Origin of the sequence: Sphingobacterium prati (assembly GCF_013167215.1) — a bacterium.
Taxonomy (GTDB): domain Bacteria; phylum Bacteroidota; class Bacteroidia; order Sphingobacteriales; family Sphingobacteriaceae; genus Sphingobacterium; species Sphingobacterium prati.
The window spans coordinates 812939-831471 of the sequence record NZ_JABJWY010000038.1 but is presented as its reverse complement, the minus strand read 5'-3'; the positions used below and the strand labels follow the sequence as shown (position 1 = coordinate 831471).

The following is an 18533-nucleotide window of genomic DNA, read 5'->3' as shown; positions in this document are numbered from 1 at the left end:
ACTCGGGAGACTTGATAAGATTTTTTGTTAATTGTTTCTGCTGGTTCATACTCACTGAAATTATATAAAGTGAGTCTCTACAAGGTGATACGCAATGACTGTAAACAGGGCTTACCATCTATAAAACAAGGTTCCGACGCCTTCCAAAGATAGAATAGTAGAGCCCATGTATACAGCACTTATCAAAGATAAGCAAAAAGTTAACATGGGCATTGAACTACCATCTCGCTTTGGATACAAACTGTCGGAATTTGTTTTCGAGACTCTTTCACTCAACACCTATTTACTGATTTCCTAAGGATCAGTAATTACAATAAACAAATATAAATACAAAATAACAAAAAAAGAAATTAATGTCACTTTTTGAAATCTAAAACAAATTGAGATTAGCGTTATGAAAAATCTCAACAAAAAATTCATCACAAAAAACATCCTTAATCTTATTGATTATTCTGGAATTACTGATGCTGAGTTTTCAAATCTGATTGATGTTTCAACAAAGCAAATGAAGCGGATAAAGAAGGGAGATGCAGAACTTACCTTTGAAAATATTAACCTTGCAGCAGATTTTTTTGATACATCAATTTCAAAACTTAACAGTCAGGATATTGAATATGAATATCTATATCGCTTAAAATTGTTGAAAAAGCACAGATCCCGGCTAGAATATTTCACTATTCTGAACAAACGTCCAAGCATATCATATGCGATAAAATATTATTTAATTTACAACAGCAAATTTAAAAACGATGGGTTAATAATTAGTGAAATAAAAGAGTTACTAACAGAAATAAAATGGCATTATACTAGTGCCTATTTATCGAATGCGATGAGTCGTAACGAAGATTTGATAGAAATTGTTGGGACTAGATTGATCCAAGGCAAACAGATCAATATTTACAGATTAAGAAAACAAGTTTGATATAATCACCTAAAGATACAATAAGGTAAGTTGGCTGAAAATCTAATTTATTAAACGGAATTGATGATACAGATCTCACATCCAAATATAATTTTTCATTATCTTTGTTACGGGCGTAACAAGAATAAATTCAAAAAAAACAACTATCTTTAAGTAAGCCAAATATGAATCTGTAATACAATAATTAACATTATGAAAGCATACTTAAACAAGAAATCTCCATTAACATTGGTATTGAATATCATTACCGCATCATTCTTACTCAGCCAAATGCCCCAGCATATCCTATTATATCAAGATGCTGAAATACTGAAAATTATATCAGTAATAGTAGTTGATATCTGTGCGATTGCAATTCTTATTTATTCACTATATAGACTTATCTTTAATCGGATAAAAATTTAGAAAACCGAGCAATTTTATAAAAAACCGCGTAACTCTATTATTAAATTAAAATATGAATACATTTTATTAAAGATCTATCAATTTTTTACAACAACAACTATAGCTGGAGTTGCAGTAGATGAATGGGTCAAAATAATTATTGCTTTAATTATATTGGTTATAGGTATAAAGGATAGACACCATTTAACCATTTGGATTGCATTAACCTATATTCTATCAAAATTAAGTGGTCATATTTTCTTAAAGAAAAGCTTAAAAATTATAGACGAGAAGTAGCAGGTAACTACCTCTCTTTATAATCTCAATTGAAAGATTAATCTGTTGTAATTCGCCAATAAATTCAGTAGGTCTTCTAATCTTATCGCAAGCTTTTACCCAATGCTATGTTTTGCTACCATGTCAGTTTTGTCTATAGATAGGTATTCTTCATTGTTTATCTATTTGACTTTATTAGTCTTTATTTCCACAAATGTGAGCGTCAATGCTCCCACGATTAGATAAATAAAGGTTTTGATTATCCGACCTGTGGTGAACTCCACTGCTTCATCTCGAAAGTAAACGCCAATAAGTTGCTGACTTACTATTGTTACTAACATGATAAAGCAATAAAGGAAGAATAATTTACCGTGTCTTTTCATAAATGAAAAATGCTTTTTAATTCTCAAAATTATCGCCATAAAAAAATGAAATTGTAAATCGCTCAACTATAGTTTCCAAGCTATTATTAGCCCACTATTTTTAACGGAAAATTATGCCTATTACTCAAATAGATGGAAGATCCGACAAGAGGCAAAGCTAAGATCAAAACTAAATACATGGTTCGATCACTTTTATTTTCAAAATCCCTTCTGTAAAGATCTGTTAAACTAAAAACGATTAAAGCTAATGGAAGTAAGATTACCATCACTTTTAATACGATAAATATAATTTGATAAATCATGAGTGTTTAAATTATTACGGTGCAAAAAAAATGATTATACAAGACGTCAGATTGCAAAGTAAAATCCCATACCAAAATTTATTGAATTGCTTTTTTAATATAATCTGATATAACGAAACAGCAGTAAGAAAAAAGACCAATAAAACAGTAGGTATTGAAAATAACTCAACAACGATTCCAATGAAGACTTCTATCCCTTGAGGGATAGAATTATATACATATAAATGGACAACCAACAGAATTAAATAAACCAAACAAAATAAGGATCCTGTTAATATAATTTTTTGGTTGGAATTCATAAAAAATTAAGTTTATATATCTTTAAATATAAATAAAAAAATGGTCATAATATATTACATTCGCCATATTGTTGGATTAATTCAATCAACATTCTTGGCATTTTGCCTCAATTCTCGTTTAATATTCATCGGAAATAATTTGTAAATCTCATTATAATGATCAAAATTCTCTTTACTATTTGCCTGGATCTGATAAATATGGGGAATAACATCACTATTTAAATTCTTCTTCATAAAAGTTATTTCCTCTTCCAACAATTCGGCCTTAATTTTAGTCAACCAATCATTTGCTAAGAGAACATTCAAACGATCAGCTTCTTTATCTAATTTAAGATCATTATAGTATGCCATCATTTGTTGAAGGCTATCTTTTTGAAATTGATTTTTGACCCTGTAACGTTCTATTAATTTTAAGTATTTAGTGTAGATTTTGTTATTTGTGCCGTCTGACACAATATTAATTTTAGGTAAGTCTATCTCATTTTCACCCAACAACATCTCCTCTAGATCCGCTTGATTATATGCACTATCAAGTAATAGTGTATAGGTATTTGCCTCCAAAGGGTCTAACCAAAAAGTGGTTGCCATATAATATTTTGGAGCACCAAGTTCAGGTTGACGTGCAAATCTTTCAATTTCTTGTTTCTTCATCACATCTCTATCCCAGGAAAAAACCATTTGATAAATTCCTTTTGGAAGTTGTCCAATATTTATATCAAAATTTTGCTCGTGTAGGGTATCTGACAAAACCTTCTTGCCACTATTTAAGTTGTATAAATCTATATAAAAGTGAGAAGATATCGGAAAACGACCTTTAATCGTTTCTGACCTGTCGATGCTACATGCCAAAAAGAAAAATATTATTACATAGATAGCAACACGCCAATTTCGGAGCATAACACAAAAATATTTCTGTTTATTTATAAATGCCCAAATGAATTTGATCTATTAAAAAAGAACTAGAATAGGAGAGAATCCTAATCTAGTTCTTTCAAAACTAATTATTTTGACCTGTAAAATAAAAATCAGGGTGTTCAATACTCTTAAATTGAGACATGACTTCACCTGTTTCCGAGTTTACAAAATAGCCTAATTCAAATGTATCTGTATTGATTCTTTCCTGAAGTAGGTAACGTACATCATTGTAAATTGCTCCTTCATTCCCTCCAGGTGTCCCACTAGGACTGAACTTAAATTTACCATTATCAACAGTGTATGTATAATTGTAGGTTAACACAAACTTATTGGTTCCTGTAGTTGTATTAAATGCGACAGACATTTTATTATTCACCACTTGAAATTTGAAATCAATAGTGTGTAAAATAATACTACCTGTACTAAAACTCCAGCGTCCTATACCAGCTTTTGCTTGTGCTCTACGCGTTACGAAATCAGTACTCCAACCATTATAAGTTGTAGCGTCTGGAACGGCAATGGTTGAAAAACTTGTGCCTAAAGCTGTGAGGTATGGAACAACAGAAGAAGAGTTAATTTTTACAGGATACTCTTTACCCTCATTGTCAACTCCAACAAAAGAATTCTCATCCTTCCAAATAAAACGCTTAATTTGAACATTATTTACTAATGCCTCTCCAATAATTTCAAAACCATCAATTGTACTACAGAAATCAGCGAAAGAGGAAGAAAATGTTCCATCAGAATTAGCAATAACCATAGACATCTTTTTTGTACTAAATCCAAATGCTATTTCTGTTTCTACTCCGTCAACGACAATAGAGGTCAATGGATTTTTCTTAAAAAATGTCTTATTTTTTGCAATTGCATTCAAATAACCTTTTGAATTATATTTACTTGCTTCCGATTCTTTGGCCTTCACCAAAATTAAAGGTTTATAAAACTTTCTGCCTTGAAAAAACAAGGTATCTCCATTTGATTTAACGTAATCAAACTCAACATCACTACCCATACCCTTTCCGGGCTGCCCCCCATAGGATCCAGGGTTAGGATCTTGTAACATCGTTAGATAAGTATACGTATCAAATGACAAGGTCGCAGCCATAATCTGACGAATTCGGTAGCTTGACTCTTTTACATCCGAGGAGGTCTGATCCGTTAGATCGGCAACCATTTTCACACGATCATTGTCCCCAAATTGCATAAAGAACCCATATCCTCCTGAGTACTCTGTTGTCAAAGCCGCTTTCCAACCAAAGGGTGCATCTACTAGTGTTTTTCTCACATACGCCAGGGTATCTGCGATACGCGAGTCAGGATCGGATCCCAACTCCAACTCAACTTCTTTCGGTTTGCTACAGCTTACAGCAAGCAGCACCAAGCATATAAAATAAAATATCTTTTTCATCTATAAAATTTGATTTTAAAGGTTACGAAGCTATCAGATTTATCTATCCTCTATGAGAGATTAAATCCTTATAGTCCCATATTAAAATTTTCTTTCGATTATTTGACCTAAGATTATTGCATTTGGATCTTTACTATCTTTAAAATCTACATATTTCAAATATTCTTGTTGTGTTACATTCTTCAATGGTATGTGCCAATCAAGAACAAAAGCTGTATTCCCTAAATAGTTTATTAAAGGAGTTACATCTTCAACCACCCAATCTATTTTTGCATTGTCATATGCGCCTCCTGTACCTTGAGTTGCAGAGATGACAAATTTAAAGCTATTATCTGCTTGCTTGGTGATGGTGAAGTCGTACGCTGCCGAATATGTATTTGAATTATCCCCAAAAGTAATGTTTAGTATAGCCTTAGTGGATGAGGTTATTCTAAACTGTAGAGTTTTAGTCGTCCAGCCGCCTAGTTCGTCAAGAATCGGATTCAATATGTCTTTTTGCTTAGCAGAGATCTGTTTATTGATCGCCCAACTATTTCGATAATCCCAATCCAACCATCCAACATAATTATTGGTCATTAAAGTAGGGAGTTTAAATTCCGTACTCTTGTATTCTTCCTCCATTACTCGTTGAAATTCCATCTGCAATTGCGTTACATCAATATTAAAATACTTAATCATGTAATCACGGACAATGATTTCTTTTTGCTTGAATTTAGAATAGGCAGTGGCACCAGAAGCATATGCATAGCTATCGTAAAACAGCTGTCCTTTCACAATAAGATGTGACAGGGTTTCTGCAAAATCTTCGCCTACAGACTTTCGAGCATAAGGTGTAATAAATCCTAGTGCCCTAGCTGCAGCTTGAGTGTTTTCCTGTGCCGTCCAATTGGAATAATAATCACCAATACAGACTTTTTCAAAATCGACTGGTATAAACCGATTTTGATTTAATATGTGGGTGAATTCGTGATGGATCACTTGTAAATTTCCGATAACTGAGTTGGGATTAGTCTCGTTTAAGCCGTTTAGTCCATATAACGTAATCCGACGTCCACCATCGGCAGTACCGCCTTTCACCGAACCATCCGGATCATAATCTCCAGAACCGAACAATGCAAATTGTTTTGGGGTATAGGTTTTAATAAATGTAGCGCCGCCAATCTTATTATAGACTTCCAAAAAACCTTTTTTGACAATATCCATTTGTGGAATAACTTTCGACTCATCTGCAGGTGATATATTTTTATTTATATCGTGCATATTCCGCTGATAACGGTAGACCACTTCAATATTATAGGGATCTGTGAGATTTTTAGTAATCCATTCATCGATTGCCCCCGGTACAAATGTATCGTAGTTTTGTAAGGTATAATTTAGTTTGTCTTCTTTATTGCAGGAAAAGATTAATCCGATCAGACTAACTCCTGTAAAAATTTTAACGATAGTTTTCATAATTTATCTTGGGTTTAGTTCGACACCTGCCAATTTTGCCTCTTGAGGAATCTGAAACACACGTCTTGGGTCTTCAGGCTTAAGTTCTAAAAATGTTTCACGTTCATCATTGCCAATCATATTATGCCTTACCGTTATTCCTTTCCGAATAATATCAAACCAACGGAGACCCATAGACATAAATCCAATCTGCTTAAACTGTAACGTTGTTTCAATCAATGCATCTTTTTCATTTGCAACACCAAAAAACTCCTTGGACTTTGCAACTGTTACTGCGTGCGTACTAGGATTATAGTTATTAATTCTGTTGCTGGCAAATAGATTAAGATCAGCCAGAGCACCATTGGCATTTCCCAATTCAGTATAAGCTTCCGCACGATTCAGCAAGGCTTCGTCAGTAATCAATACTGGCACCATTAACATAGGGAAACCTGTATTTGCTGTTGGATTGGTCACATACCAAAACTCTTTCCAAAGATATGTTGTATAATGAGGTGCACCATAGCTTACGCCAAAGTTATATAGCTTTGCTCCCGCAGCTGTCATTCCATTATAGATATTCTGGAATACATTTATTCCCATTGCATAACGATTATTCCACCATCTTTGATAGCCACTATACGTTTCATTAATCAAAAGATTATAAGGTTGCTCAGCCTTAGCAAATTCTGTCCGGACGGATTCAAATCCCAATGTCTTGAAAGTAGAATTGTAAGGAATCAATTTACCTGCGAAATTTCCGCCAAAGATCTTATTGGCATTATCCACCACCTTCTGCCATTCACCTGTAAATAGGTAAAAACGTGTTGCAAAAGCATGCGCTGCTTCAGGAGTAAAATGATATTTAGGAACATCCCAAAGGCCTTCTCCTTTGTCTAATAATGCTAGTCCCTCTTCCAAGTCCTGACGAATATTATCATAGGTGGATTTAACAGTTCCTCTATCATAATTTTTTATGAGCACTGTTTCCGGTTCCTTTACGTAAGGTATTCCTGGTGAATCATTAGATGCACCTGATTTCGGATCGAATACCTTGGCAAAATAGTTTGCAAGCATAAAATGACAATAAGCACGAGCAACAAGTGCTTCTCCTTTGTAAGGTAAAACTTCGTCACCAAAATCGCTTTTTTCTATGGCATCCAAAGCATGGTTGGCCGCAGCAATAGCCTCGTAACAAGCATTCCAGTAGGCAGTAGGAGAATCAGTGTCGTCCCCAATAACATCTTTCCACTCATAAAGTGCCGGAACAGGCTGATATAAATCCCCTACAGCTTTATCTTCCACATTATCCGAATACGTTTCTGCCATTGCCAAGGAATTTCGTCCAGGATAGGCCGAAGCAATCAGTCGTTTAACTTTATCCACAGTATTGATCTGAGCACGCATATCTGGCTCATGATCAAGATATTTACTACATCCGCTAAATAAAAATGCAGATGATAATAGGATATATTTGATGGTATTTAATTTCATAACTTAATTTTTTAGAATCCTAACTTCACAGATAAGGTAATTTGTTTTGGAACCGGAAGAGCTACCCCCCCATTACTATAAAATTCGGGGTCCACTCCATTTAATTTTTTATCTGAGTATAATAACCATAAGTTATTTCCCACGAGGTTGAACTGAGCTGTTCTAAATTTTATACGTGAAACTAACTCCTTCGGTACATTATATCCTATCGAAATTTGTGACAGACGAATATAGTCTCCTTTCGCTACACGTTCGGATGAATAGTTATAAGCATTGTACGTATAGTTTGCGGCATTTCTTACCCCAAGCGCATTTTTAACATCAAATTCCGCTGACAAAGGATCCAAAGCTGAAGGAATTACCGTAAGGTATTCGTCGCCGCGGTAAATGAAACGGTTTATCAGATCTTTCGAAACGTTGTACATATCCAAATAAGAGGAAGAATAACTCGGTTGTAAGCGAACTTTATTTCCAAAAGCAAATTTCATCAAAAAGGACAAGCTGAAATTTTTGTATTCTAGTCGGTTATAATATCCTCCTGCGATTGTTGGATCCACTGGTCCCTCATATTTCAAGAAATCTGTTTCATTGTCCTGCAACCAAAAATACGTGGCGCCTGGAGTTCCATCAGTACCAATAAACATTGGATATCCACCTCTTGCGTTCAGTTTATCGAAATCAATAGAATACAATCCGCGATGTGGATTTCCTAATTTGGCTCCTCCTTCAGCAGAAACTAGATTCCAAATATTACGTGTCACGTCAAGTTTTGTAATTTCTGTTTTATTAAATCCTAAAGTGAACTGCGTCCGCCAAGTAAAGCCTTGCGGATCCTTGAATGGATATCCGCCAAGCTGAATATCAACTCCATGACCTTTCATATCTGCGTAATTACCCTGCTTCTCGAATTGACCTCCAATACCAGAGGTTCTAATAGGTCCAATTAAATCGAATATATTTCTTCTGTAATAATCTACGTTCAAATCGATTCGACGATTTAAAAAGCTCAAATCAGTACCGATGTTCAGTTCGTACATCTTTTCCCAAGTTAACTCTGAGTTTTCCAATCCATTTATGTTAATCTTTCCTTCTTTTTCAGATTCATAAGGTCTATAGGCAACTGCATTATAAAAGACAGCAGAGGAATTAGATGCATTCCCCATATTTGCGACTAAACCATAGGTAGCCCTTAAGCGTGCAGAAGAAAGAATTTTATTATCGCGATCGAAGAAATTTTCTTGGTCAATATCCCATGCTCCCGATAAGTTCCATGTAGGCAACCACCGCGCTACAGTAGAATGTCCCATTTTATTGGAACCGTCATATCGCGTCGTAAAGTTGAATGAATACTTGTCTTTATAATTATAAGCGCCCCGAAGTGCATAGGCTAATTTTCGGTCATAATTGTAAGCCATTGAAAAAGGAACATTACCACTTTCGATTGCATATTTATAGTAACGATAAGTAGGCATTACCAAATTACCATTTCCATATTCAATTCCAGGTCCATTAAAATCGTGATTCTGCTTGTCAGCATATTGAAGCTCATAAGTTCCAAACAAATTCAACGTATGATCGTTCCACTTTTGATTATATTCTAAATTATGTCGCATGTAATAACTGATCATATTATTATTAGCAACGTTGAAAAAACCACCATTGGGTAAAATCACATATTTGTCGGTATTTGGAAAATCGGGGTCTGCATATAAAAATCTGTTACCGCCGTTGATGGTCTGATCACCATTCGCGCGGTATGCTTTTGATAAATTTGCGTTCTCCGTAATGGTATGCTGCCTTTCAGAATTATAATATCGATACATCCCGTTAGCAGAATAGGTCAAGGAAGGTAAAATTTTATAGGTAATGCCCGCCTGTACCTTAATATCCATTAGCTTTAAATTGATGTAATTATTATCAAGCTCATTTAAGATATTGAATGGTGCATAATCTCTGTTAAAATATTCCAAATCACCTTTTTCATCGTATGCTGTTATAATCCGACTGGTATTTAACGAATAAGAATATGGATTGATATCAAAATCGCGAGAATAACTTCCATATACAGCATCTGAAACCCGATTCAGCGTTCCTGGTGTCCGCTGATCACGAATATTACTTTGGAAAATAAACTCAGTGCTTAATTTATCACTGATTTTATAATTGTTTCTTACATTGGCCGTAAAACGCTTCGCTGAATTTCCCAAAGTAAAACCAGAATCATTCATAAAGCTCGTAGAAGCATAAGTCTGACTTTTGCTGGTCCCTGTAGACATGCTCAAGGAATGATCATGTACAAGTGATTGTTTGAAAAGTAAATCAAACCAATCCGTATTGGCATTCGTATAACGTTGCAAAAACTGGTAGCGAGAAGGGGCATCATTCCGTAAAGCATAGGAATCTGTACTAGGATCATAATCGTACATCAGATTATACATCTTATTAAATACCCCGCCAGTAGCTGAACGAGAAACTTGTGAATGATTCAAGTACCCTTTATTTTCCATATCAATGATCAATTGCATCTGCTCTGCAGAATTCATGATATCAAATTGGTTATAATTAGGTTTGATATAGGTCGTAAAATTTCCAGAATAATTAAAGTTGACAACACCATCAGTATTACGTCCCCTTTTGGTGTTTACCACTACAACACCATTCATTGCAGCGGCCCCATACATCGCGGTTGCTGCAGCGTCCTTTAATACTGTAATTGACTCAATATCGTCAGGATTTAACCCCGCTACAGAAGAACCTAACAAGGTATTAGCATCACCCGTTGAGAGCGCTTCGTTCGAAATATTTACTGCTTCGTCCAAGATAACACCATCAATTACCCATAATGGTTTATTATCGCCAGTTAATGAAGTGGCTCCACGGACCCGAATTTTGGGAGCTGCACCAAACGTACCTGATACGTTTTGAACGGAAACACCCGCTGCTTGACCTTCCAACATTCTAGAAATATCAGGTACACCCGCACGTTCGGCTTCTTTCGCATCAATTTTTGAAGAGGCTCCAGTGAACAATTTACGATCCAGGTTTTGATAACCAGTAGCAACAACATTTACTTCTTCTAACTTTAGGTCATTGGCCGTAAGCACGATGTTTATCGTTGACTTGCCGTCCATGGAGATTTCTCGGGTACCAAATCCGACGTAACGAACCACTAAAACAGCAGATGAAGATGCATTGATCTTAAAACGGCCCAGTTCATCCGTTTGCGTGGAGACTGAAGTTCCTTTAACCGTAACTGTAGCGCCACTCAATCCTTTTCCGTCTTTATCTCTGACCGTTCCCGAAATGGACTGCTGTTGTATTACCAATGGAGCTATTACACGGCCGTTCTTTACATTACTGTTGACCGAAATCGTATTGGCAATAATCTTATATTCAATATTATTGACCTTTAATACGGCATTTAGAGCTTCTTCGACGGATGCATTTTTGACATTGACGGAAATCCGTGCTTTGGAATTCAGATTTTCACTATACAGCACACGGAGATGGGACTGCTTAGAGATCGCAGAGAGCGCCTCCTCAATGCGGGCATTTCGCATGTTTAGGGTGACCTTTTGCGCTGTACCCTTAGCATGCACACCCGTCACAAATGCGAATAGAAGACATGTACTAATTTTCATAATACGTAATGGTTTGCAAAACCGCGGATCTTGAGGGATCAAGGACCACCTTTTGCTAAATGGTAAGTTATTCATACATTTACACTTTGTGGTTAATTGGGGTTTAATTGTTCAATTTTAAAATTTAGGACCTGATGATCACATCTTTTTCTGAACAGGGATGCTGCAACATTCCTGTTCTCTCTTTTTAGGTCATTTGTGGTTAGGTATCATTCTTTCATAGGCATTCGGTTGTTTTTTTAAAAATTACTTCTAAGTTCTTGTCGCAATAATTAGCTTCTTGCCCTCAACCTCAAACCTAAGATCACTTACAAAGGACAACATTTCAAGCACCTGCGATAATTTGACATCACGCTCAATGCTCCCCGTATATTCTTTATCCAGTTGGACATTTCCTCGAAACGTGACATCCAGATCATACCACCGTGACAGTTGATGGGCAATATTCGTAATCGTTTCTTTTTTGAAATAGAACTCATTGTTATGCCAGGCGAGATCATGTGTTAAGTCCGCTTTTCCCTTAATCAAATTATCTTTATAGGATGCCGCATATTCACCCGGGAGTAATTCCACGCGCTGATCATTCTGCCTAACCATAACTCTACCCTCGGATAAGGTTGTACGAACTTGATCCGAATAAGCATTAATATTAAAATGTGTCCCCAGTACCTCGATCTCATTTCCCTTTGACTCTACAATAAAAGGTTGATCTTTTTTGGGGGTGACTTCAAAGTAGGCTTCTCCTTCCAAAATTACCCGGCGTTCCTTTGCCGAAAACTGCGCCGGAAATTTTAATTGAGATAAAGCATTCACCCATACTTTTGTTCCATCAGCTAAGGTCATCTTATAGAAACTTGCTTTGGGAACAATTAACAAGTTGTACTGCAAAGGAATAGGCTGATCTGATTCCTTGACCACCAATTCGTTGCTATTACCGATCAGGTTATTATTTTTAGCCAGGGTTTTCGTAGAATCATCATTTAAGGAGACCTTTGTACCGTCGGCCAATACCAATACTGCACCGCTCGTGGCTGGTTCGACATCTTGCTTTTTGAATATAGCAACTTGTTTGTTTTCAGACTCGAACGGCGACAAAGCCACTCGCCACAATATAAAGCTTCCCATCAAAAATACAATCGACGCTGCCATACCCAGAGACCATCTTTTAAAGGATCTAGATCCTTTACTTCTTTTCTCGTTCAGCTTTTTCCAGGCTTTATTAGCATCCAATTGACGAAAGATTGCCAAATCGTCTTCTATATGCTTAGCCTCTCGGAATGATTCTAAAAATTTCTTATTCTGTGAATTGCTGTTGAGCCATGCATCAAGTAGCTCTTGTTCTTCCTCCGTCAATTGACCATTAAGGAATTTTTGGATTAAACCAGCAATATGTCCTGTATTTTCTTTCATTGATTACAATAAAGAAACCCAAGACTGTATAAAGGGTGACAAGAATTTAAATATTTTTTAACAAAAAAATAATAAGAGGGATAAATTCTGGATTTAAGCGCTTCAAAAGCATTTTCATGCCGCGTTGTTTTTGTGTTTTTACAGTATTGATACTAATTTGCAGCTCTTTGGTGATTTCCAAATTAGATAACCCTTCCAGATAGCCTAATCGAAAAACTTGCTGACAGGCAAAGGGCATTTGTTCAATTATTCGATATATCTCCTGGATAACTTCACTGTGAATCATATTTAATTCCAATGCAGTATTGTCTTCTTCGGTAAAACCAACAACATTCCAGTATTTTTGACGAACCTTTTCATGGCGAATGTGATTATAACAAGCAAAACGCACCGAACTATAAAGATAATTCTTTATTGCAATCTCATTATCACTCACTTGAACCGTATTTTTAAAGTATGCAATAAAAGAGTCCTGTACCAGATCTTCAGCAACGGCAAGGTCGCCAACTATTTTCCAGGCAAAATGACACAGGCCATTATAGTGCGTCTTGAACAATACTTCTTCTTTTTGCATAGTTAGATCACTTTCGCTCTCACTTTTCTATTGTAATAACTATAGATGAGATTGTTATTTAGGGTAAATAAACACATCCAATTCCGGATGTTTAATAATTGTATTGTAAAAATGCTTATTTATTTTGTGAATAGCAAAAATATTTTAGCAGTCACAAAACAGCGCTTCATATAAATTAAACAAATTGTAATTTTGGTTATCCAATTCGAGCAAAATCATCCCTTTTTGTACTGTACAAGCAATAAAACATTCAGAAAACTCCAGTTTTTCGCCTTTTTTTACTATATTGTAGACTTTCATAAAAAACCTTCATAGCCAGATAAGTATCAACAGCAATAAAATTTCGAAGGTTCTTATTGAAAAACAAATACTCCAATAAAAATTAAAACAAAGACTAAATGCTATTTACTGTTCTATCAGGATTAATAACATCGAGCCTTATTGTTCCATTTGGTCGATTCCTAAAAACCAAATGGGGTTTTATTCTCGCATTCTTACCGGTACTCCTATTTCTGTATTTTACAAAATTTGTGATACCCATCGGCCAGGGATCTTATTTTGTCCAATCCACAACATGGGTGCCATCACTGGGTATCAATCTGGATTTTAAATTGGACGGGCTCTCCCTGCTTTTCGCCTTGCTAATAACTGGAATAGGAGCGTGTATATTCTTCTACGCGAATGCCTATCTTAAGGGACATCGGTACATTGATCGATTTTTTGGCTACCTCTGTTTGTTTATGTCTGCCATGTTGGGTCTGGTACTGTCCGACAACATGCTGCTCCTTTTTATCTTTTGGGAACTAACTTCCATTAGTTCGTTTTTTCTGATCGGCTTCAACAACGATCAGGAGGATTCCAGAAAAAGTGCAATGACTGCACTATCCATTACAGGTCTTGGCGGATTCTTTCTGCTTGCCGGTTTTGTATTAATGGGCAATATCGCCGGCACGTATAATATCAGCGAACTTGTCGACAAGGTTTCTTTGATTCAACAGCATCCACTTTTCCCGCTTATTTTTGGACTGGTCGCGCTCGGTGCCATTACAAAATCGGCACAGTTTCCCTTCCATTTTTGGCTGCCGGGGGCAATGAAGGCCCCAACACCGGTATCAGCTTACCTTCACTCTGCAACCATGGTGAAAGCAGGGATATATTTGCTGGCCCGCTTCTCGCCAATCTTGGGCGGAAATCCGATCTGGATGTATTCGCTTATGATCATCGGTGGTATTACCATGCTCTACGCAGCATTTCACTCGCTTTTCAGAACTGATCTTAAGGGGGTGCTGGCCTATTCGACAATATCCGCACTGGGAATCTTGGTTTTCTTACTTGGGCTTGGGTCTAAGGAAGCTGTCATCGCTGCAAGTGTTTTTATTCTAGTGCATGCGCTATATAAGGCAGCTCTATTCTTAATTACTGGTATTATAGACCATGAAACCGGGACAAGGGACCTCACGGTTCTACAGGGCTTACGCAAAGTCCTGATGCCTGTAGCTATTGCTGGCTTCCTTGCGGCTCTCTCCAGTGCAGGCGTGCCCTTGACCTTTGGATTTATTGGAAAGGACCTGATCTATGAGGCTACTTTACATGCTGCCCCTAACGTATTCCTCTACTTGACAATAGCTGCCGTAGCAACAAACATACTGCTGGTATCGGCTGGATTTATGGCTGGAATCAAACCCTTTATGGGCAAATTACCTGAACAGTTTGACCATATCCATTTACCTTATAAATCCATGTGGATCCCACCGTTGCTGTTGGCAATACTGGGAGTGATCTTTGGTTGCATTCCTGGTTTCGTGGGCAACTGGATTGCTGGTCCAACCGCAAACAGTATCCTTGCGCAACAGGAGGTATTCCATCTAAAAATATGGCATGGTTTTAACCTGATACTTTTACTGAGCACCATAACCATTGTTGTTGGAACGCTTGTATTTATTTCCAACACTCCTAGTCACAAGAAACTTGCCTGGATTACTACTTTTGAAAAAATCTCTCCAGCATATATCCTCAATGTATGTGCCCGGGAAATTGAATTATTTTCGGCCTTTTTTACCGCAAAGATGCACAACGGCTACCTGCGCTCCTATTTATTAAAGATCATTCTATTTGCAGAACTATTGATTGGCTATCAGCTCTACCTAGGCGGTCCATTACATATCAAATGGGACACCTTGTCTCCGGTGAGTTTTTATGAGGTAACCACAGTATGTATCTTAGTCGGCGCCATTGTATTGACGATCAGAACTTCATCAAGGTTGACCGCAGTGGTCGCAACAAGTGTTGTGGGCTATGCGATCTGTCTAATCTTTGTGTTCTATAGTGCACCAGATTTAGCAATGACCCAGTTTACGATCGATACGCTAACGGTGGTTCTTTTTGTACTAGTCCTTTTCAAATTACCGTCTTTCCTAAATTTGGCAAACCGGCGTACCATCATTCGGGATGCAGCTGTCGCCATCATATTTGGTATTCTGCTCTCTATGGTAGCTTTACGGGTGTTACATGAACCCACCACCACCGATATCAGTGACTTCTATGGCGACTATGCTTATGTATTAGCTAAAGGAAAGAATGTTGTCAATGTACTGCTTGTGGATTTTAGAGGCTTTGATACCATGTTTGAAATTGTGGTACTGAGCATTGCCGCACTAGGAGTCTACAGCTTATTGAAATTACGTTTGAAATCATCTGATAAAGAGTGAAAATAAAAAGGTTAAAATTAGAAAATAAAAAAGAGAGTCAGTTGACAAGCCGCAGGCTTGTACAACCAAAATCTCAATACTCGGATCTCACTACTCAATACTAAATGAATAGCACAATATTACAGACAGCAACGCGATATCTCTTACCGATACTTTTATTATTTTCGGTATTTCTCCTGCTCCGAGGGCATTATTATCCCGGAGGGGGATTTGTGGGCGGCTTGGTGGCATCAATCGCTTTTGTATTGCATAGCTTTGCCTTTGGCCCTCAAAACACCATGAAGCTCATTCAATATAAGCCCTTGTCCTTAATTCCCATCGGTTTGGGAATCGCTGCGGTGAGCATGTTTTTACCCACTTTTTTTGGTTACCCTGTCATGACCGGACTGTGGCTGGAGGAAAAGATCCCCGTCATCGGTATGATCGGCACCGCATTATTTTTTGATCTCGGTGTATACTTTGTGGTCATCGGTGTAGTATTAACTATTTTATTTACAATTGCTTTAAATACGGAAGAGGAATAATGGAACTGATTCTCGTTTTATTGATCGGTATTCTATATGCCGCTGGAATATACCTCATCTTGCGACGCAGCATGGTGAAATTGCTGTTGGGGATTATGTTATTGGGTAATGGCACCAATATTTTGATCTTTCTGTTGGGTAATATTATCAAGGGTAAGCCGCCCATTATTGACCCTGATTTAAAAGTATTTACGGACATCTATGCGGATCCTATTCCGCAAGCGCTTATTTTAACTGCAATCGTGATCAGTTTTGGCTTGACTTCGTTTGCTATTGTACTGCTTAAACGTGTTTACGCATTGCTGGGCACGGATGATCTGGATGATTTAAACACGCCTGAGGAAGAAGATATATGATAGACAACCAGATTATTGCCACGGTGATCGTGCACCTTTTTATTGCCATTGTACAACTGATGTTCTGGCGGAAATCGACTGCGCAGCGTTTTTTGAGCGTAGGTGGAAGTATTTTAGCACTTATTCTTGCGTTTAAGCTTTTTTTCAAGGTCTATGACGGCGAAATCCTAACTATGAATGCGGCCAATTGGAAGGCTCCTTTTGGAATCGTCTTTGTTGCGGATCTATTCAGTAGTACACTTGTTCTCCTGACTTCTATCGCAGGTCTTGCCGTCTCTATCTTTTCCTGTGTCGGCGTCGGCAGGCAACGTATTTTATACGGCTATTTCCCTATTTTCCATTTCCTCATGATGGGGTTAAATGGAGCATTTTTAACAGGTGATATTTTTAATCTCTACGTCTGGTTTGAGGTTATTATCATCTCTTCCTTTGTGCTGATGACGCTGGGTGGACGTAAATCACAATTGGAAGGTGCAGTAAAATATATGGCCATGAATATATTGGCTTCTACATTCTTTTTGACAGGCATCGGGATCTTATACGGGATCTCGGGTTCACTCAATATGGCTGACTTGGCCATGCGTATACCCAAGATACAAAATCAGGCACTCGTCGAAATTACGGCTACTTTTTTCCTGATCGGTTTTGGTATCAAATCTGCTGTTTTTCCGCTTTATTTTTGGCTCCCCTCTTCCTATCATACACCACCCTCGGCTGTTGCCGCGACCTTCGGCGGACTATTGACGAAAGTGGGAATTTATGCTTTGTTCAGGGTATTTTCTTTATTGTTTATCCCAAACCATTTCACCAAAGAATTGTTGGTCATATTGGCCATACTCACGATTTTAACTGGCGCTTTTGGTGCTTTGATCAAGACAAATATCCGGAGGTTATTCTCCTACCTGATTGTTTGCCATATTGGTTTTATGATAGGCGGTTTAGGTTTATACAGCAAATGGGCGCTGTTGGGCGCTATTTTTTATCTTATTCACGATATCATGGTAAAAACGAACTTGTTCTTAATGGCAGGTGTCATTCGACAGCTCCGGGGTACCATGGATATGAATAAATTGGGTGGTCTTTATGCACAATATCCAAAGATTTCCTTACTTTTCGCTGTGGTGCTTTTCTCCTTGGTAGGTATTCCACCTTTATCCGGATTCTGGCCCAAAATCTATCTTTTTAAAGATGCCTTTCAATTGGAGAAATATGCTTTTGCTGGAGCACTGATCATGGGTAGTTTTATTACGCTCTATGTAATTGCCAAAATGTGGGCGCAGGTCTTTTGGAAGGATGCCCCACAACCGGAGATCATCGAAGACAAATTTGCCAGAATGATCGGCTACAGAAAAACAATGCTGCTCCTGCCTGGGATTATATTGGCATCAGCATCGCTTTACATCGGATTTAACGCCGAAGCTATTATACAGGTTGCAGATCGGATCGCTACGCAACTATTGGACACTTCACCTTATATAAATGCTGTATTAGGAGGACAGAATTGAT

13 protein-coding genes are annotated in these 18533 nt (G+C 37.3%); 5 read left to right on the top strand and 8 right to left on the bottom strand.

Translation table 11 applies throughout. The annotated features are described in order from the left end of the window. The first annotated feature begins 394 nt into the window (after positions 1-394). A complete protein-coding gene (locus HPC41_RS22630) occupies positions 395-922 on the top strand; it encodes a hypothetical protein (RefSeq protein ID WP_172396341.1) in 528 nt (175 codons plus the stop codon). Positions 923-1764: 842 nt separating this feature from the next. Here the strand turns inward: HPC41_RS22630 and HPC41_RS22625 are convergent. The 8 genes from HPC41_RS22625 to HPC41_RS22585 form a co-directional block, all read right to left on the bottom strand. Then, positions 1765-1923, bottom strand: coding sequence for a hypothetical protein (locus HPC41_RS22625; RefSeq protein WP_172396340.1), 159 nt, complete (start codon positions 1921-1923; stop codon positions 1765-1767). Between the two features lie 724 nt (positions 1924-2647). After that, complete coding sequence (locus tag HPC41_RS22615) at positions 2648-3463, bottom strand: hypothetical protein (protein WP_172396338.1); 816 nt, start codon at positions 3461-3463, stop codon at positions 2648-2650. Between the two features lie 100 nt (positions 3464-3563). Beyond that, positions 3564-4889, bottom strand: coding sequence for a DUF4302 domain-containing protein (locus HPC41_RS22610; protein WP_172396337.1), 1326 nt, complete (start codon positions 4887-4889; stop codon positions 3564-3566). Between the two features lie 81 nt (positions 4890-4970). Further along, a complete protein-coding gene (locus HPC41_RS22605; RefSeq protein WP_172396336.1) occupies positions 4971-6341 on the bottom strand; it encodes a substrate import-associated zinc metallohydrolase lipoprotein in 1371 nt (456 codons plus the stop codon). A 3-nt stretch (positions 6342-6344) separates the two neighbouring features. Continuing rightward, positions 6345-7814 carry a RagB/SusD family nutrient uptake outer membrane protein gene (locus HPC41_RS22600; RefSeq protein ID WP_172396335.1) on the bottom strand — a complete coding sequence of 490 codons (1470 nt, stop codon included), beginning with the start codon at positions 7812-7814 and terminating at the stop codon, positions 6345-6347. Positions 7815-7825: 11 nt separating this feature from the next. Next, positions 7826-11455, bottom strand: coding sequence for a SusC/RagA family TonB-linked outer membrane protein (locus HPC41_RS22595; RefSeq protein WP_172396334.1), 3630 nt, complete (start codon positions 11453-11455; stop codon positions 7826-7828). Positions 11456-11707: 252 nt separating this feature from the next. After that, on the bottom strand, positions 11708-12865 hold the full coding sequence (locus HPC41_RS22590; protein WP_172396333.1) for a FecR family protein: 1158 nt from the start codon (positions 12863-12865) through the stop codon (positions 11708-11710). Between the two features lie 46 nt (positions 12866-12911). Beyond that, entirely contained in the window at positions 12912-13439 is a 528-nt protein-coding gene (locus HPC41_RS22585; RefSeq protein WP_172396332.1) for an RNA polymerase sigma factor, read from the bottom strand. A gap of 398 nt (positions 13440-13837) precedes the next feature. Between HPC41_RS22585 and HPC41_RS22580 the strand changes: the two genes are divergently transcribed. The 4 genes from HPC41_RS22580 (at position 13838) to HPC41_RS22565 (ending at position 18532) form a co-directional block, all read left to right on the top strand. After that, the gene (locus HPC41_RS22580; RefSeq protein ID WP_172396331.1) at positions 13838-16147 is read left to right on the top strand and encodes a putative monovalent cation/H+ antiporter subunit A; all 2310 of its coding nucleotides are present in this window, start codon (positions 13838-13840) and stop codon (positions 16145-16147) included. Positions 16148-16251: 104 nt separating this feature from the next. Next, positions 16252-16671, top strand: coding sequence for a Na+/H+ antiporter subunit B (locus HPC41_RS22575; RefSeq protein ID WP_172396330.1), 420 nt, complete (start codon positions 16252-16254; stop codon positions 16669-16671). After that, the gene (locus tag HPC41_RS22570; protein WP_104383872.1) at positions 16671-17027 is read left to right on the top strand and encodes a Na+/H+ antiporter subunit C; all 357 of its coding nucleotides are present in this window, start codon (positions 16671-16673) and stop codon (positions 17025-17027) included. Before HPC41_RS22575 ends, HPC41_RS22570 begins: the two co-directional genes overlap by 1 nt. Continuing rightward, the gene (locus HPC41_RS22565; protein ID WP_172396329.1) at positions 17024-18532 is read left to right on the top strand and encodes a proton-conducting transporter transmembrane domain-containing protein; all 1509 of its coding nucleotides are present in this window, start codon (positions 17024-17026) and stop codon (positions 18530-18532) included. Before HPC41_RS22570 ends, HPC41_RS22565 begins: the two co-directional genes overlap by 4 nt. Position 18533: the final 1 nt, after the last annotated feature.

Excerpts from the sequence above, each read along its gene's own strand:
- HPC41_RS22630 (WP_172396341.1), top strand. The coding sequence starts at position 395 with ATGAAAAATCTCAACAAAAAATTCATCACAAAAAACATCCTTAATCTT.
- HPC41_RS22625 (WP_172396340.1), bottom strand. The coding sequence starts at position 1,923 with ATGTTAGTAACAATAGTAAGTCAGCAACTTATTGGCGTTTACTTTCGA.
- HPC41_RS22615 (WP_172396338.1), bottom strand. The coding sequence starts at position 3,463 with ATGCTCCGAAATTGGCGTGTTGCTATCTATGTAATAATATTTTTCTTT.
- HPC41_RS22610 (WP_172396337.1), bottom strand. The coding sequence starts at position 4,889 with ATGAAAAAGATATTTTATTTTATATGCTTGGTGCTGCTTGCTGTAAGC.
- HPC41_RS22605 (WP_172396336.1), bottom strand. The coding sequence starts at position 6,341 with ATGAAAACTATCGTTAAAATTTTTACAGGAGTTAGTCTGATCGGATTA.
- HPC41_RS22600 (WP_172396335.1), bottom strand. The coding sequence starts at position 7,814 with ATGAAATTAAATACCATCAAATATATCCTATTATCATCTGCATTTTTA.
- HPC41_RS22595 (WP_172396334.1), bottom strand. The coding sequence starts at position 11,455 with ATGAAAATTAGTACATGTCTTCTATTCGCATTTGTGACGGGTGTGCAT.
- HPC41_RS22590 (WP_172396333.1), bottom strand. The coding sequence starts at position 12,865 with ATGAAAGAAAATACAGGACATATTGCTGGTTTAATCCAAAAATTCCTT.
- HPC41_RS22585 (WP_172396332.1), bottom strand. The coding sequence starts at position 13,439 with ATGCAAAAAGAAGAAGTATTGTTCAAGACGCACTATAATGGCCTGTGT.
- HPC41_RS22580 (WP_172396331.1), top strand. The coding sequence starts at position 13,838 with ATGCTATTTACTGTTCTATCAGGATTAATAACATCGAGCCTTATTGTT.
- HPC41_RS22575 (WP_172396330.1), top strand. The coding sequence starts at position 16,252 with ATGAATAGCACAATATTACAGACAGCAACGCGATATCTCTTACCGATA.
- HPC41_RS22570 (WP_104383872.1), top strand. The coding sequence starts at position 16,671 with ATGGAACTGATTCTCGTTTTATTGATCGGTATTCTATATGCCGCTGGA.
- HPC41_RS22565 (WP_172396329.1), top strand. The coding sequence starts at position 17,024 with ATGATAGACAACCAGATTATTGCCACGGTGATCGTGCACCTTTTTATT.